The organism is Cohnella endophytica, from assembly GCF_003628305.1.
GTDB lineage: Bacteria > Bacillota > Bacilli > Paenibacillales > Paenibacillaceae > Cohnella > Cohnella endophytica.
In genome coordinates this window covers 173,581-190,691 of record NZ_RBZM01000008.1, presented here as the reverse complement: position 1 = coordinate 190,691, position 17,111 = coordinate 173,581, and the positions used below count along the sequence as shown (strand labels likewise).

At 54.7% G+C, this 17,111-nt stretch carries 14 protein-coding genes; 4 read left to right on the top strand and 10 right to left on the bottom strand.

The window, feature by feature from the left end; translation table 11 throughout:
- Positions 1-69: 69 nt before the first annotated feature.
- The 3 genes from D7Z26_RS19030 to D7Z26_RS19020 all read right to left on the bottom strand — a co-directional run bounded on the left by D7Z26_RS19030 (position 70) and on the right by D7Z26_RS19020 (position 3,637).
- Entirely contained in the window at positions 70-2,856 is a 2,787-nt protein-coding gene (locus D7Z26_RS19030; RefSeq protein ID WP_120978607.1) for a glycoside hydrolase family 3 C-terminal domain-containing protein, read from the bottom strand.
- A 137-nt stretch (positions 2,857-2,993) separates the two neighbouring features.
- Positions 2,994-3,335 (bottom strand): hypothetical protein, encoded by a 342-nt coding sequence (locus D7Z26_RS19025; protein WP_120978606.1) that lies wholly within the window; start codon positions 3,333-3,335, stop codon positions 2,994-2,996.
- Positions 3,336-3,409: 74 nt separating this feature from the next.
- Entirely contained in the window at positions 3,410-3,637 is a 228-nt protein-coding gene (locus D7Z26_RS19020) for a hypothetical protein (protein ID WP_120978605.1), read from the bottom strand.
- Between the two features lie 155 nt (positions 3,638-3,792).
- On the opposite strand from D7Z26_RS19020, the gene D7Z26_RS19015 reads away from it, so the two are divergent.
- From D7Z26_RS19015 to D7Z26_RS19000, 4 genes are all read left to right on the top strand, one after another.
- A complete protein-coding gene (locus D7Z26_RS19015) occupies positions 3,793-8,526 on the top strand; it encodes an HAD-IC family P-type ATPase (protein WP_120978604.1) in 4,734 nt (1,577 codons plus the stop codon).
- A gap of 48 nt (positions 8,527-8,574) precedes the next feature.
- Positions 8,575-8,880 carry a DUF5132 domain-containing protein gene (locus tag D7Z26_RS19010; RefSeq protein ID WP_120978603.1) on the top strand — a complete coding sequence of 102 codons (306 nt, stop codon included), beginning with the start codon at positions 8,575-8,577 and terminating at the stop codon, positions 8,878-8,880.
- Positions 8,858-9,085, top strand: coding sequence for a hypothetical protein (locus tag D7Z26_RS19005; RefSeq protein WP_120978602.1), 228 nt, complete (start codon positions 8,858-8,860; stop codon positions 9,083-9,085). Before D7Z26_RS19010 ends, D7Z26_RS19005 begins: the two co-directional genes overlap by 23 nt.
- Positions 9,086-9,278: 193 nt before the next feature.
- Complete coding sequence (locus D7Z26_RS19000) at positions 9,279-10,136, top strand: alpha/beta fold hydrolase (protein WP_120978601.1); 858 nt, start codon at positions 9,279-9,281, stop codon at positions 10,134-10,136.
- Positions 10,137-10,169: 33 nt separating this feature from the next.
- Here D7Z26_RS19000 and D7Z26_RS18995 read toward each other — a convergent pair whose 3' ends face one another.
- From D7Z26_RS18995 to D7Z26_RS18965, 7 genes are all read right to left on the bottom strand, one after another.
- Positions 10,170-10,718, bottom strand: coding sequence for a D-lyxose/D-mannose family sugar isomerase (locus tag D7Z26_RS18995; RefSeq protein ID WP_120978600.1), 549 nt, complete (start codon positions 10,716-10,718; stop codon positions 10,170-10,172).
- The gene (locus tag D7Z26_RS18990) at positions 10,718-11,914 is read right to left on the bottom strand and encodes a carbohydrate kinase family protein (protein WP_120978599.1); all 1,197 of its coding nucleotides are present in this window, start codon (positions 11,912-11,914) and stop codon (positions 10,718-10,720) included. The genes D7Z26_RS18995 and D7Z26_RS18990 overlap by 1 nt, the downstream gene beginning before the upstream one ends.
- 1 nt (position 11,915) lies before the next feature.
- Positions 11,916-13,085, bottom strand: a complete 1,170-nt coding sequence (locus D7Z26_RS18985) for a Gfo/Idh/MocA family protein (protein WP_120978598.1) — start codon at positions 13,083-13,085, stop codon at positions 11,916-11,918.
- 26 nt (positions 13,086-13,111) lie between these two features.
- Positions 13,112-13,951, bottom strand: coding sequence for a class I fructose-bisphosphate aldolase (locus tag D7Z26_RS18980; RefSeq protein WP_120978597.1), 840 nt, complete (start codon positions 13,949-13,951; stop codon positions 13,112-13,114).
- Between the two features lie 197 nt (positions 13,952-14,148).
- Positions 14,149-15,102: a 1-phosphofructokinase family hexose kinase gene (locus tag D7Z26_RS18975; protein WP_120978596.1), complete on the bottom strand. Its 954-nt coding sequence runs from the start codon at positions 15,100-15,102 to the stop codon at positions 14,149-14,151.
- A 5-nt stretch (positions 15,103-15,107) separates the two neighbouring features.
- Positions 15,108-15,971, bottom strand: coding sequence for a class II fructose-bisphosphate aldolase (locus D7Z26_RS18970; RefSeq protein WP_120978595.1), 864 nt, complete (start codon positions 15,969-15,971; stop codon positions 15,108-15,110).
- Positions 15,972-16,013: 42 nt separating this feature from the next.
- The gene (locus D7Z26_RS18965) at positions 16,014-17,081 is read right to left on the bottom strand and encodes an SIS domain-containing protein (RefSeq protein WP_120978594.1); all 1,068 of its coding nucleotides are present in this window, start codon (positions 17,079-17,081) and stop codon (positions 16,014-16,016) included.
- Between the last annotated feature and the right edge of the window lie 30 nt (positions 17,082-17,111).

Here is a 17,111-nt window from a genome sequence, read left to right as displayed (position 1 = left end):
CCGAACCTGCGCGGGGAAGCCCCTTCGCAGGTTCGGGCAGATGTGGGATTCATTCGTCCGATATCATACTTAAATCCGTTTGAATTCGATCCAATCGATCTGCAAGCCAGGTTTAACGAAATCCAGCTTCAACTCGTACAGACCGGCTTCCAATTCGATTTTGACCAGCTTCTGCTTGATCCATCTACCGTCGGTGCCATTCGTTTGAATGGTTGTCATCGGTTGATCGTTCAGCGTGACGTTGCACGCGCTTTGCGCAAGTTCGGATTCGGGGGACATGACTCGCACGTTGATCCGGTACTCGCCGGCCTGATCCGCATTGAAGACAATCGATCCGTTCGCGGCAGCCTTCACCTGTGCGTTCGCGGATAACGCTTGCGCTTGCTCCGTCGAGAGCGATGGATTCGCTTTGAACGTTCCGACCGCCTCTTCAACCGCCTGTTTCCTGGAAAATACCGGCGCGCGCATCAGGAACTCGCAGATGTTGATAGCGCTTCGTTGCAGTTCTCCGCGAGTCAAGGTACCGTTCGCAAGGGAGTCCAGGGTATTGTCGTCCCACGCATTCGTTTCCGCGCCGTAGTTCATGACCACCATATAAAGATCGTTTTGCGCGCGGACCATCCAGTTCGTATATTTCCGATCCGCGGGGCCGCCTTGGACCACGTCGTTCATAACGGCCCACCAGTCCGTCATGACGATGCCCTTAAAGCCCCATTCCCCGCGAAGAATCGTCGTATTCAGATCATAATTGGAAGCCGCCCAATGCCCGTTGATGGGATTATAGGAAGTCATGATCGAATTCGCGCCGCCCTGCTTCACCGCGATTTCAAAACCTTTCAAATATATCTCCCGAAGAGCGCGTTCGGACACGACGGCATCGACCTTGCTCCGATGCTTCTCCTGGTTGTTGCAGGCGAAATGCTTCAGCGTGGCGTTAGAGCCGCCCTTCATAATGCCTCGCGTACATGCGGCGGCAAATACTCCGGATACGAGCGGATCTTCCGAGAAATACTCGAAGTTGCGCCCGTTCAGCGGACTGCGGCGAATATTCAAGCCAGGTCCCAGCAAAGCATCGATCTGGTTACTTAGCAACTCCTTGCCTTCCAAGACATAAAGCTCCTCGACCAGTTCCGAGTTCCACGTTGCCGCGAGCAAGGTTCCGATGGAAACCTGCGTTGCTTTATGACCGCTGTCCATCCGAATCCCGGAAGGTCCGTCAGCCGTACAAGCAACAGGAATCCCATAGTCGAACAAGCCGTCGCTTACCCCGCCGAAAGCGGAAGCCGTACCCGGCGTGACGCGTGGGCTGCTCATGCCTTCTCCTCTGACGATTACGGCCAGATCCTGATCGCTAAGCTGGGCGATAAAGGCTTCCATGCCGACTTTGCCCTCGTATACATCCCTTAGCTTGTAGCCTTGATCGCCGGTCTGTTCCAAGGTGCGCGGCAGATTTGCATCGATCCGTTCCGCCATGGAAACCTTGCGCATCGGTACGTCCGCGAAGATCAGTTCATACGAACCGTCATCCTTCCGAGCGCCAGGCTTCATTCTCGCAAAGCCTTCCGTCGGCGCCATCGCCTCTTGCAGTTGCTCCACGACTCGAACGTCCTCCACGACGTAACCGCTTTGTCCTTGGACGCCTATTTCCGTCAGATTCTTGACGCTAGTTCCCGCATATAGGCGGTACGTCCCGGCTTCCAGTACATAGGCGGAAGGATGTCCCGTCACTCCGGCGTCATCATAGGACGCCATAGAATGAACGGGGAAGCGCACGGTAAGAAGCTGAGATTCTCCCGGCTGAAGGACTTTCGTTTTCCCGAAAGCCGCCAGTGCTTTAGCCGGCTGACCCAGTTTTCCTTGAGGAGCTTCGTAATAAACCTGTACGACCTCTTTTCCCGCGAAGGCGGATCCCGTATTGGTTACGGTTACGTCGATTTCAACGTATTCTTCTCCCTCTGCGACGGTCAGCTTGGCTTCCTTGGGATCGATCTTAAACGAGGTGTAAGATAAACCGAATCCGAATTCAAACTGAACCTTATCCGGGCAGAACGTCTCGAAATAACGATAGCCTACATAGATGTCTTCCTGATATAAGTTCTTGAATTCATTGCCGTAATTGCGGGTCGATGGATAATCCTCGATGGAATAAGCGATCGTGTCGGTCAATTTGCCGCTCGGCGTCACCTCTCCGGACAGCACGTCGGCAATCGCGTTTCCGCCTTCCATGCCGCCATGCCAAGAATAGATGGCGCAAGTAATCGGGTGCGAATAGCTATCGTCGTTCAACCAGCTCATATCCATAATATTCGATACGTTCAGCACGATAACGGTTTGTTCAAAATAGGCCGTCACTTGCTTCAGCATCGCTTTTTCTTCCGCCGTTAATCGGTAGCTTCCCGGCTCGTCTGCATTATCCTGGTCTTCTCCCGCCGTTCGTCCAATCACGACGATCGCCTTGTTCGATATGCCTCTTGCCTCCGACACCAGTTCATCAGATAAAGGCATTTCCTTCTGGTGCCACGGCTCTGCGGCCCAACCGCCTCCGCCATTATCGAATGGATTTTGTTCTATCCACTGTTCATAGACGGCCGCCAGTCGTTCGTTGACCTTAAAGTTCTTTTTACCGCGTAGTCCGTCCAATAAGTTGGTCGTATAAGAAACATGGACGCTCCCGCCCGAACCCGTACCGCTGCGGTAGTAATTAACTTGGGTTCTGCCGAAGACGGCAACGTTATCGCCGTTTCGAAGCGGAAGCACCTGATCGTCGTTCTTTAGCAGCACCGCGCCTTCCGAGGCTACCGTTCGGCTAAAATCGGCAAAACCTTCTAATGGAACTCCAATACTCTGTGTACTCAATTTATTTCCTCCCGGTTGTCAGTTCCATGTATTCCTTATAAATATACAAGTACCGCTTCTACAAAAGCAAAATCCGCTTCGTTTGCAATCCGTTATGTACAAAGAAAAAGGCGGGTTTAAGCTCCCGCCTTTCTTCATTATTGGATGATCTCTTCCATCGGCTCGACTACTTTATTAACCAACGGGTTTTGAACTAACATATTGCCCGCCTGCCCGCCCAACATTCGGCCGAGCCTGTCCCCAAGCACGCCTCCGAGCATCGCTCCGGCCACGGTACCTACGCCTGGCAGTACCGCGCTTCCCAACACCGCCCCGTATTCCACGCCGGCCATTACGCCGACCGCTCCGGTTGCGTTCTCTACGGTTTGCTTCGTATACTCCCTCTTCCCGATCTGCCCTTGCCGCAAGTTTCTGGTATCTTGAAACTGCGACATGCCTCCCGAGAGAAGGCCTGCCCATAATGAGCCGCCTTGGAACATACCTAACCCTCCTTTCTTACCTCCTTTTTGTTAACCGCATTTCGCGGTCGTTTCAGATTGTGCCCCGATTTCCTTTAGTGGTGTCGGTCGGTGCCGCTGGGAATTATTTCATCGCCGTGAGCGATCAGAGATTTCAGCTTGCTTTGCGCCGCGGTACCCGTATCCTTGGCTATTTCGGATAAATCGAGCACGGTCTCCGTTCCCTTGACCGCCCACCTTCTGACGGCTTTTCTGGCTTCCGGCGACAAAACCAACAATAAAGCCGCCGCGCCCAACATCAAACCTATTCGTGACTTTATCATGAGCAGCACTCTCCCTGATTGATCCATTTAATAGATAAGATTATCCCTCAAAGCGCGGCGGCTTATGCGTAAGGCTTAGACGAATAACCAAGTTCATCCTGTATATACTACTTTTTATGTTAAAAATCGCAGCTATTCCCGAAAGGAGTCACTTCATGTCGATTACCGCCCCTCGCAGCAGGTTTATCCGTTTATTGCCGGGACGTATTCGCTGGGAATTCGCCGGTCTGCTGCGCAGTACGCCGACAGAATTGTCTTTGCGCCGGGATCTAACGCTCCTGGCGGGCGTCACTAAAGCTGAAGCATCCGCGATTACCGGCCGAATATTCCTCGTTTATGACGAACGACGAACATCCGAGCATCAGCTCCTCCAGCAAATCGCGCTATTGGAGAGCAAATACGCCGGACTGGATCGCGATAAAACACATATCCAAGCTCCTCGGAACACGCCCGCAGCGGAAATTGCCGAACCGGTTGAACGCGCCGAAGCTGCCGCCTCCTTAGAGACCCGGGAGCCGCCTCCGCAACTGCCGGCCTATACTTATGACATACAGAACTCAAGAGATGCGTCCGTAGCTCCGAGCATGCTGCCAGCTTCGCTCCATCCGCGAACCGCTTCGCCGCCTGGCGTCCCCCTTCCGCTTACGCTTGCGATGAGCGGACTTCTACTGCTTGGAGCCAAACAGTTGATCTTCGGCAGGTCGGCATTGGCCCAAAGCCCGGTTCCTTTCTACATGTCCGGGCTGCTCGCGGTCGTAACCGGATACCCCTTCCTCCGAAGGGGTTTCACCCGTCTCACTGAGCAAGGCAAGCTAAGTCCCGACTTGATTCTGGGCTCCGCCGCGCTAGGACTTGCGCTGATTCGGGAGAACCTGGTCGTTCTGGGCGCCATAAGCCTCCTCCAATACGTAAGCTGGAGACGCAGCCGAAACGGACTAACCGAAGCAGGTTCTCAGCCGCTTTCTCCCGACATTCAAGCCTACAGCGAGCGTGCCGGTCGCTGGGGCGTGGCCGCGGCGGCCGGCACGCTGCTGTTTACCCGAAGTCCGTTGCGGGCTATCGCGGTATTGCTTGCCGCCAATCCGCGACCGGCGACGATTCCGGTGCAAACGGCGTGGCAGCAGGCAGAGCTGTACGCCAACGAATCGCAGCCGAATCATTTTCACGGAGAGAAATTAGCGCAATTAGCCCATACCCGTACGCTGCTCCTGGACAATACATCCATGCTCATGCAGACGAATATTCAAGAGACGGAATGCTTGTCCCACGAGGAGAAGCCGGACAAAATGGTTTGCATAGCCGCAGGCTTAATGGGGAAATCCGAACATCCTTGGAAAGAGGAAGTGTTGCGGATGGCTAAGCAAACATGCCGATCCGTTCGCGCGGCTTTCCGCGTCGTCGAAGAGGAGGACGGCATTCTCGGCACGATCAGCAATACGTCTTATTGCATCGGTAATCTCGCCTATTGCAGAAAACACGAAGTGTCTTATGAACGGTATTACCTGGAAGCGAAACGGATCGAGACCAAAGGTAGCAACGTGCTGTACCTGGCCAAACAAACCGGAGGCAAGTGGGTCTGCCAAGGGCTGATCTACAGAGGACGGCAGCTCGATCCCGAGCGGACGGCGCTGCTCGCGCGAGCGCAGCGGCAGGGCATTCGGACTGCCGTGCTGGAAGATAACTCCGTCATCGGTCAGGAAGCTCTCGCTCAACTCGCACTGGGGACGGATTGGCTCGGTGCGTCTTACGGTGAAGCGGTCGAGCGCATCGCTGCTCTTCATCAGCAAGGAGACGGAGTACTCCTCGTAAGCGAGTCTACCGGCGAGTTTAGCCGCTATTTAAGGGAAGCCGGCGTGGCCGGCATCACGTTCGATCAGCTCGGTCCATTGTTGGACGCCAGACAGTCCGCTCAAAAAATCGAGAGCGCGGTCAACCAGCATTTTCAAGTAACCAAAAAGTGGAATGTTTTCGGATCGCTGTTTGCCGCCGTCGGAGTGCTCAGCGCCCCGCTTGCGAATTTGATCGGCGACGGCCTCTCCCTAGCCTTCCTTTCTCGTTCGCAAAAACTGGCTAAACGGGAATTTCCGGCTGCCGCGGTTCATTCCATCGACGCCGCCTTCGGGGCCAGTCACGAAGTAGCCGCCACTGCGGAGGCCGTCGCTTGGCACGGCTTGCCCTGGGAACGCGTCGCCGAACGGCTTCAAGTCCAAGTCGAGCGCGGCTTAACCGCGGTTCAAGCGAACGAATTGCGCGGCCGATACGGCATGAATCATCTGGAGGAAAAGCGGCAAACTCCTTGGATCGTGTCTTATGCCGGACAATTCAAAGAGTTTACGACGCTGATCCTGCTTGGCACCTCGGTGCTCGCCTTGTATACCGGGGGACTCTTCGACGGTCTCGCCATGGGCGCCGTGCTATTCGCGAACGCGGCGGTCGGCACGTTCCAGGAACGTAAAGCCGAGCGGATCGTGGAAAGCTTGACCCAGTTCCAGCCTCAGATCACCAAGGTCATCCGGGAAGGCGCGGAACAAAGCATAAGCGCCGTAGACCTAGTGCCTGGCGACATCGTATGCCTCGAGCCGGGCGACCGGGTGCCTGCCGATATTCGCCTGGTTCGCGCATGGAACCTCGAAGTCAACGAATCGGCGTTAACCGGGGAATCAGTGCCCGTGGCGAAGAAGGAAAATGAGGCAGACGGCGATTGTCCGTTGTCGGAACGAAGCTGCATGCTGTATATGGGCACCGATATTTCCCGCGGCAAAGCTTTGGGCGTCGTCGTCCAAACCGGGATGAACACGGAGTTCGGCCACCTGATGTCGCTACTCAAGGCCAATGAGAAAACGATTACGCCGCTCCAGGAAAAGGTTACTTCCATCAGTAAAAAATTTATCAAATGGGCCTTAATCGCCGTAAGCGTCGTATTCGCAGCCGGGCTCATCCGTGGCATTCCGTTTCCTCAGCTGGTGAGCACCTCGATAACGCTGGCCGCTTCGGCCATTCCCGAGGGACTCCCGGTCACCATTACGATCGCGCTGAGCGCGGGCATATTCCGCATGTCCAAGAAAAACGCGCTCGTACGCAAGCTTTCGGCTCTGGAGACGATGGGACGCGCGACTATCATCTGTACGGACAAGACCGGCACGCTGACGAAAAACGAAATGACGGTCAAGCAAATCGCCGCCGTCGGCCGAACCTGGCATGTGTCCGGCAGCGGATACGATCCGGAGGGTCATATTGGAGACGGCAGCATCGAACGGCCGGAATCGGCGAAATCCGAAAGCTCCGTCACGCAGCCGGAGCTTCTGCGAATTCTGCAGATTGCCTCCTTGTGCAATAACAGCAAGCTGGTTAAGCAAGAAAACCGCTGGACGATGCAGGGAGATCCGACCGAGGGCGCATTGCTGGCGATGGCTTATAAAGGCGGGATCGAACCGGAACGGCTGGCCCATTGGCATCGCGGCGCGGAGATGCCCTTTGACTCCGGCACCGGAAAAATGAGCGTAGTGTGCAAAGATACCTCGTCCGGTCACGCTTGCTTTATTTTCTCTAAGGGCTCCGTAGAATCGATACTTCACCGCTGCGGCAAGTATCAGCAGGACGGCGAAGTCCGCCCGCTTAACGAGCAGATTCGGGCGGGCATTCTGGAGCAGAGCGAACGGCTTGCCTCCAGCGCGCTGCGCGTGCTTGGTTTCGCTTATCGGCCGTTGCAAGCGGATGAGCATGACCAGCAGGCGCATCTGGACGAGCGGGATATGATCTATGTCGGAATGGCCGGCATGATCGACCCGCCGAAGGCCGATGTGCAAAAAAGCATTCAAGAGGCGCTGTCTCTCGGCGTAAAGCCGGTCATGATCACCGGAGATCATCCGATCACGGCGATCGCCATCGCCGAGCAAATCGGAATTACGGATATCGCCGGGCCGGGTCAAGTACTCTCGGGTCACGAGTTGGACCGTATGAGCGATGAAGAATTAGAACGGTGCGTCGACGAGGTGTCCATCTTCGCGCGCATGACACCGGAGCATAAGCTGCGTATCGTCAGTACGATGCGTAAAAAAGGGCATATCGTCGCCATGACCGGGGATGGCGTGAACGACAGTCCCGCGATCAAGCAGGCCGACGTCGGAATCGCGATGGGGCGAGCCGGCACCGAGGTCAGTAAAGCAACCGCGGATATCATCCTAAAAGAAGACCATTTCGGTTCGATCGTAGACGGGGTCAAGGAAGGCCGCACGATTATCGGCAATATACGCAAGGCTCTCGGCTGCCTGCTTACCGGCAATCTTGCGGAAATTCTCGTAACGAGCGTGGCGGTTGTCGCGGGTATGCCGATTCCGCTCGTACCGATTCAAATTTTGCTAATGAACCTGCTGACGGACGCGTTGCCGGCCATGATTCTGGCCGTCAATCCCGGAAGCAAGACGAAACAGACGAAACGGATCGATATCGTGGATAAATCGCTCTACCGGAAGGTGATTACTCGCGGGGTGCTGCTAGGCGCCGGGTCGCTCGGACTGTTCGGTCTGGCTCTGGCCTCCGGTCAGCCGGTGCCGGTTGCGCAAAGCATCGCCTTCGCGACGCTAGTTGCGGGACAATTGATCCAAACGTTCTCTTGGCGGCAGGAAGGTACCGAGCAGACGGTAGGCGACTGGAGTAAAGACCGCTTCCTCGTCGGCGCACTGAGCATCTCTTGGCTCGCTCTACTTGGCGCGCTGTATATGCCTTCGCTCAACCGGTTTTTCCATACCGCGCCGATCTCTCTGTATCAATGGGGTCCGATCCTACTCGTCGCAGCCTCGATTTCTTGGCTTTCGAAGCCGATCCTGTCCTTGCTCGACAGGAACAACGAGACGAAGCGCTTCGGGACACTCTCCTACTCCGCAGCTTAGCTGCGGAATAGCTTTTTTTTGCAAATGTACCTAGGAGGTTAACCGCACATGTTGGAAAAAAACGCCGAAAAGCTTATCGTAGGCGCCGCGCTCGCGTATGCGGCTTCTACGCTTTGGCCGATTGCGAGAAACGCCTTGAAGCCTTCGGCAGAAACCGGAACCCAAGGCGCCGCCGCCGGATTGACGGGCCGGATCCAGTACGTCCTGCAAGTGGCTCGGGACGAGATCGAAGATATTGTTGCCGAAGCCCAATTCGAACGGATGAAGAAAAAGCTCGATCAGGAAATCGCCGCGGAAATCAGTCCATTCGAAGAGACAGGAGATATGCCGCATGCAGGAGAATCAAACGATTGATGATCATCTTCGAGAAGCGCTTGCTCACTTGGAGCAGGCCATCGATCAAAGCATACATGCCGCATTGGAGAATCATGCGGCAAGCAAAGAGCTCGGCGGCAAGTGGGAGCAATTCTTAGGGAAATTTTACGGCATGGTCAAGGACAGGGGCAAAAAAACGCAAATCAACGTCCTCAGTTGGATTTCTTTCTCCAAAATCCGTTGATTCGCCGACTAAATTAGATAACCCACTTCATAAAGCAAAATCCACAGCCTCTAACGGGCTGTGGATTTTTCGTCTTGCCGGGAGACTACTATCGATCCCGGCCAGGCGCTTGTGAAATTAGAAAGTCTCAAAGGAATCTTCTTCACATATTTTTGTTATGACGGGAAATGCGCTCGGATAGGGAGCTGACATGATGGTGAGATATAAAAAAACGAAAATTGATGGCTTGGATATCTTTTTTCGGGAGGCCGGGCACCCCGATCGTCCGACCCTAATCCTTCTTCATGGATTTCCAAGCTCTTCCCATATGTTCAGGGATTTAATCCCTCTACTGGCCGACCGGTTTCACGTCATCGCTCCCGATTATCCCGGATTCGGTAACAGTAGTATGCCTACGACGGCACAATATCCATACACCTTCGAGAATCTCTCCATTGTGATCGAGAAGCTAATCGCCAAGCTTTGCATTCCTCGCTATTTCTTGTACGTTCATGATTATGGAGGACCTATCGGGTTTAGGCTGGCTGTTCGTAATCCGCAACGAATTCTTGGTTTTGTTATTCAGAATGCAGTGGCGGACGAGAAAGGTCTAGGGAAACCGTTCGATCTCTTTAAAGCGCTTTGGGCTGATCCGAGCCCGACAACCGTAGCGGCATTTGCCGAGCTTGTCACCTTCGATTTTACGAAAAAGCAATATTTGACGGGAGTGTGCGAGCCTTATCTGATTAGCCCCGATGGGTATACGATGGACCAGTTTTTTCTGGATCGCCCCGGCAATAGCCAAATCCAATTGGCGCTAGGCTACGACTATAGAAAAAACGTTGAACAATATCCTGTCTGGCAACAATATTTACGAGCCTATCAGCCCCCAACGCTCATAGCTTGGGGGAAAAACGATTTTATCTTTACGCTGGAAGGGGCTTATGCCTTTAGCAGAGATTTAGTCCATATCGAAACCTATTTTCTGTGCGGAGGGCATTTTGTGCTAGAAGAACAAAGCTTACAGGTTGCGAAGCTTATCAAGAGCTTCTTTGGTCGCGTATACTCTTGAAATGCTTCTCCGGATTCGGCAGCCGTCAGACCTCTACTCATCTTCCAAAACGGCTGGAACTCGCACAATTCGTGGATCAGTGAATATGTCATATTCATCACGGCTCGTGCTCGAGAATTCGGAGACGATCGCCCCTTCGTCGCCGGCTTGAAACCAGTGCTTCGTCCCGGGCTGTATCGTATACTGCTCGCCCGGGTTCAATTCCACTTCGTGAAAGACCGTATAGTACGCTTCGCTCCCAGAGGGGATATGAGCTTGAAGGGTCGATGCCGCTGCACCCTCTACATATAAATAAACCTTGCCGGATCGGCAACGGAAAGTTTCCATCTTGCCCGGATCCTCCCCTACCGCGGGATGCAAGTGCTCCGGACAAGTCTGGCGTGGGAAGAGCACGAGCTCCTTGGCGCAATATCGATCCGTATTCACGTAAGTAATCAATTCCAAGCCTTGAAGCTCCAATTCGCCGAGGCCGAAATCGGCGATTTCGATCTGATCGAGTTCACTCGGAGTTAGCCGGATACCGCATGCGGCTAAACTCGCCGCAGTCTGTTTCTGCGCTTGCTGAATCTCGCTTTTATTCATTATCGCAATGCCTCCCATACGCCATCTTCTCGTTCCGCCCAGCCAGGCAAGCTAATCGATAGCTTTCGCTTGGTCCAGCCGGAGGCCATTCTGCTTTTCACTTCGTCGAGCGTCGGAATACCGCTGGCCGCATCGGCCTTCTCTACATTACACGCGCCAACCCCGACGGCCGTCTGGAGCGTCTCTTCCAGAGCATGTCCTGCAAGCAATCCCGATAGAAACCCGGCTATCGTGCAGTCTCCCGCCCCCGTCGTCCCGACTACATCTACTTTAAAGCACGTGGCAAGCAGCTCCCGAGCTAACCAATTCGCCGCGCCATCCTCAATCGGAGCACAAGCACCCATAGCGGCCAGACGCTCGGCATCGGCCGTCGTGCGCACGTATAAGCCATGTTCGCCGAGCTTAACGGCCACTATGGCCGCCCCCATGGCAAGCAGCTCCTCCGAGAGCTCGCGCAAGAGCTCGCCGTCGGCATAAGGGAGCAAGTCTCCCTTCGGGCTCATCTTGAGCCACTGCTCGTAGCGATCGCGGTGAAGCATATACACGATTTCTTCGAAGCTGGGCAGGAAGACATCGGTATAAGGGAGAGCTCTCTCTAGAATCGAGCGCCAATCCGCCCTGCCGGCTTCGGACTCCGGATCCGGCATCGCGAGGTCGAGGCTAACGGTTAGACCTTCGTTCTTCACGGCTTGAAGCAGCTTTGCCAGCTCTTCCCCGCCCTCTTCGTACATCCTGCGCATGAGCGGCGGATAGCCGAAATGAAATAACCGAGCCCCTTGCAGATGTTCGCTATTCACATCGTCCACCGTATACGTGTCGTTCGCCCCCGTCGAATGCAGGAAAATACGATCCACGTTCGGCGGACTGATGACCATCGTGTAGGAGCTATGCTCGCCAGGGGCAACGATCATCCCTTCGGCCAATGACGGGTCGTAACCGTTTAGCACCTGCACGATCGTTCGGCCGAACGGATCGTCTCCGATCTTGCCCATCAACCTGACGCGGCTGCCCAGCCGGTGAAGCGCGATTCCCGTATTCGAGACGGCGCCGCCCGTCGCGATTACCGCCGGGCCGACGTTCACCAGCTTACCCGGTATGAATAAGGTTTCTACGCCTTCTTTCCTCTCCGTAAGCTTAGGAATAATATCTAAGCAAATATGTCCGGCTACGATAACCTCGGCTCCTCTTGCCCGCAACTTAATCCCTCCAAGAAATCGGAATCGTGCCTCCGGTCCGTTCTGACTCTAATGCGGCGGTAAAGACTCTGTGGCTGTCCTCCGCTTCGCTCGGCGTTGCGCATGTGAAAGCCTGCTGCATCTGGTTGCCGTGAACGACCTCGTCGCAGAACGCCGCCCACATCTGCAGAATGGAGTCCGAAAATCCGAATTCGAAAATACCGCCCGTAATGGTCGAATAAGCTGATTTATAAGGCGTGTCCAGCACATGCCACGCTTGCTGTCCGCCAGGCGCGTAAGGCAACGAGGCGATCTGCTTCGGATTTTTCGTCGAGTATTCGGCGGACATCGCAGTGCCCTGAATCCGAATGAACCACGTATTCGCATGGCCGGGAGCAATCCGCTTCGTCGAGAGGACCATCGGGAACTTCTGGTCTGCCAGCTTCACGTCGCAGGCCAGAATCGCATTGTCCCAAGTCTCGCAAGGCACCATGCCGCCCTGATTGTCCGGACGCTCCGGCACGATCTTGGACAAGAGCGCGCGTACCGAATTCGGTTTCCAGCCGAAGCGAAGCGGCAAGTGCAACACATGCATCCCCAAGTCGCCCATACATCCATATTCGCCGTTCATGGCAATTCGCCTCTTCCAATTGATCGGTTTCGTCGGATCCAGATCGCTGGAATGCCAGAAACCGGCCTCTACCTCAATGATTCGGCCGAATTTGCCCTCATTCACCCACTGCACGATCTGCTGTACGCCCGGGTAGAACGGGAATTCGGACGAACAACGGACGATGACCTCTGGATGCTCTTGCAAGGCTTGCGAGATCAGGCGATTCGCTTCTTGATCGATTCCGAACGGTTTCTCGCCGAGTAGATGCTTGCCCGCACGGATAATGTCTACATAGATCTGCGCGTGCAGATTATGGGGAACCGCGCAATAGACGGCATCCACCTCCGGATCCGTCAGCAGATCTTTATAGTCGCTATAAGTTCTCTGAACGCTAGACACGTTGGCCGTGAACCATTCCGTCGCCGCCGGCATCGCATCGCAGACGGCCACGATTTTCGGTTCGAAGTCTACGCCGGTCAGATGGCACCAGCGCGATGCTGCGCTGGCGAATTCCTTGCCCATAAGTCCGCAACCGATGACGCCGAAGCGGATGATCTTATTATTAGTAGCATTAGTCATGCCTGATATCTCCTCGCTCGAATGTGTTATTTTAACAAAGCTAACGCTTGATCCTCGGTCGCGCCGTGATGGACGATCGACATTAACGCTTTCGTCATCCCCGATGGATTAGGATGCTGAATGACGTTGCGCCCATAAACAATGCCCGATGCGCCTTGCTTCATGAGTTCAACGGTTCGGCTGATGATCTCCTCGTCGCTCGCTCTGCCTCCGCCTCGCACAAGCACCGGGATGCCGGAAGCAATCTCGATTACGCGATGATATTCCTGTACGTTATCGCAAGGATCCGCTTTAATGACATCGGCGCCGAGTTCGACCGCTTGTCTAACAAGCGGAAGAATCTTGTTAAGATCTCCGTCGACCATATAGCCGCCCTTCTCCTCATTGCCGAGCATGACGAGCGGTTCAACCATGAGCGTCATTCCGTATTTCTCCGCCTCTGTCTTCAGCAACGTAACATTACGCACGCATTGATGATGAAGCTCGGGCTGATTAGGGAGCATGAGCAGGTTCACGCAGATCGCGACGGCATCGAGACGAACCGCATGCTCGACCGCGTTGCCGATCAACTCGCTGAACAGAAATCGCGGCAACTGATTGCCGTAGATGTTCGCCGCGTCCGTGCGCAGCACAAGACCCGGCTTTTGTTTGCCAGGGATCGCTTGCAGATGGCCAGCTTGACCGACGCTTAGCTGAATGCAATCCGGTCCCGCGTCGACGATCGTCTCTATTGCCTCCCGCATGTTCTCGATTCCCGACAAAAAGCTCATCTCGTTAAAAAAACCATGATCGATTGCAACGTCGAAGCATTTCCCCTGTGCGCTGAACATCCTTTTGAGCCTTGGCTTTGCATTCGTTGGAAGCATAAATCAACCGTCTCCTCTACTGAAAAAGTTCGTTATTATCATTTAATGTTACAAATTAACATCATTATACGATCATTACTCACATCCGTCCACTTTATTTTGTTGCAAAAAAACAGACCTGTCCGAATACCGGACAGATCTGCAGGATCTGGATTATGATGACGACTGGGATAGCGGCTGATCGCAATCGCAAACGATCAGGAATGCGTAAGCTGTACCTCCGCCGCTAGGGCAGGAATGAGGGAAGGGTCGATGACGCCTGTTCCCGACGACATGGCATTAGATGCGCCGGCCGCAGACGCATAACGAAGCGCATCGGACATCTCCATGCCTCGGGCGCACGCAACCGTCCAGCCGGCTACGAACGCATCGCCGCTGCCGACCGCGTTAATCGCGTGTATAACGGGGGCCTTAGCTCGCAAAAGTCGTCCGTCGGCGGTCGCCGCGATACACCCCTCCCGGCCTAGAGAGACGATGATCGTCTTGACCCCATACGAGCTTAATTCTTTAGCTAGACCAAGCATCGCTTTTTCGTCGCGCGGATCGGAGTTCGTCCACTGTCTAAATTCCTGCTCGTTCGGCTTGATCGTATGCGGCCCCGCTTCAACGCCTTTTTCAAGCGGAACGCCGCTCGTATCCAGAACGACTGAAGCCCCCTTGCTTCTCGCAATCTCGATTAGCTGCGAATAAAACGAAGGAGACAGCCCGCGGGGTAGGCTACCCGACAGAGTCATCCAACGACCGGGAACACATAAAGCGCGCCAGAGACTCACGAAGGCGGCGGATTCCTCCTGGGAAATTGGAGGACCTGACTCCAGCACCTCGGTAGAGCTCCCGTTGGAATCATCGATCAGATTAAGGCATGTTCGCGTCTCGCCCGCGATAGCCGTCCATTGCTGTTCGATTCCGGCTTGGGTCAGCTCTTCTCGGATCCATTCCCCGTTTTTCCCGCCTATGAACCCGGAAGCGATTACGGGCGCCTCAAGTGCACGGGCGACGCGGGCGACGTTTAATCCTTTGCCGCCTGCCGTCGCCTCCATATGAGCGACCCGATGCACCTCGCCGATAGTTAACTTAGGAAGATGAAGACGCTTATCGATTGCAGGGTTCAGTGCCGTACATACGATCGGCAAGATTAGCGGAGCGTTCATCGCCTTTATCCCCTTTTAATGCGATTTGCGGCTCCGCACATGCGGATTTTTTCTTTGGCCGCTTCGCGCAGCGCATCCTTGGCAGGTTTAAGATAGTGACGGGGATCATCGACCTTCGGATTGTCCGCGAATACCTTCTTAATCGCGTCGGTAAACACGATGCGAAGCTCGGTCGCCACGTTCATCTTCGCCATCCCAAGCGAAATCGCCCTTTTCACCTGATCTTCAGGTATACCCGAGCCTCCATGCAGCACGAGAGGAACGTCAACCATCGATGCGATACGCCCGATCCGCTCGAAATCGATGTTCGGATCGCCCTTATAAATCCCATGTGCCGTACCGATGGCTGGAGCAAGAGTCGGTACGCCGGTTTCCGACACGAAGCGCACGCATTCTTCCGGATCGGCCAAAGTCGCATCGTGATCGGCCACCGCAATATCGTCCTCCACGCCACCCACTTTACCTAGCTCGGCTTCAACGTTAATTCCAATCGCGGCAGCCATCTCGACCACTCGAAGGGTCTCGCGAACATTATCCGCATAAGGCTTCATGGACGCGTCGATCATGATGGAGGTGTATCCTGCGCGAATACATCGAACGACCATTGCAAAGTCGGTGCAGTGGTCCAGATGGAGCGCGACAGGTACATGCGTCTGATCCGCAGCTACTTTGGCGGCTGCTACGACATAGTCTGCTCCCAGATGCTGAACGGTTCCCATCGTCGTCTGTAGGATGACCGGCGCGTTAAGCTCCGTTGCGGCTTCAACGACCGCTTGAAGCATCTCTAACGTGTGTACATTAAATGCCGTAACGGCATAACCTTCCGCTCGTGCTGTTCGAAGAAGGGGTGTTGATGATACGAGTGGCATGCATATTCCTCCAGTATGATGTCTATTAGGGCTCTGCTCTATCTAAATTCTAACCACTTGAGTCAGGTTGCGAGGCTGGTCGGGGTCTACGCCTCTTTTGAGCGCGGTGAAGTAGCCGTAATACTGCAGGAACGGAAGCGCGGCCACGGAACGGGCTTCATCCGCAACATGCGATAAACCAACGACGACAACCGTATCCGCGAATGCTGTATCCTCCCCTGCTGCTGCCACGACAACTACGACATGAGCGCCATATTCTTTCATTTCCTGTGCGACCTTCAGCTCAGCCGCGCGCGACGACTCCGTAACAAGCACAATCACGCAAGTATGCGGATCGACGATCGACTTCGGACCATGGCGGAATTCTAGCGTCCCGAAGCTTTCGGTCCAGACGTTAGCCATCTCTTTGAGCTTGAGGCATCCCTCTTGAGCAATGCCGAACATCGCTCCGAGGCCAAGAAAGACCGTACGATCAAAATGTCTGGATTGAACCAAATCCTTGGCAAGCTGTTCGCCTTCGATTACGCGATCGGCTTGACCCGCAACTACATCAGCCATATCGGTTAACAGAGAAGGTTGATCCGATACCGAGGCGATAGCCGTCTGCACGCCGACGATCATACTGGCAAGCGACTTGGTCATCACCGTGCTTTGCTCTTGGCCGAGCTTCGATACCAGTACATCCCCTAAGCTCGCCATGCTGCTGTCCTTATAACAAGTAACGCCCGCTGTCTGCCAGTTCGGCAGCTCCTTCACCGATTCCAAGGCCTTAACGACTTCAGTGGATTCCCCGGATCGCGAGATTCCGAACACGACCGTCCGAAGCTTCTCGGACGCAACCTGTTTACGGATAAGCAACAGATCGGAAGAAGGCAATGCCAAGGCTTCTCGTCCAAGCCATGAGCGATAAGTCGCCGCCATCGTCTGGGATTGATAATAAGAGGAGCCTGAGCCGACGAATAAGGTTTGTGAAACCGTTGGTTCCGCTAAATAGGTTTCGGCCCAAGCTTTGCGGCGCAGCGCCTCCTCATAGGCTTCCTTCAACGCCAGCGGTTGCTCGGCGATCTCGCGATAGGTCAGTTCTCCGCGGTTCTGTGTGTTGGCTGTCATAAGTCAATCACGCTCCTAAGTTGATGTTGA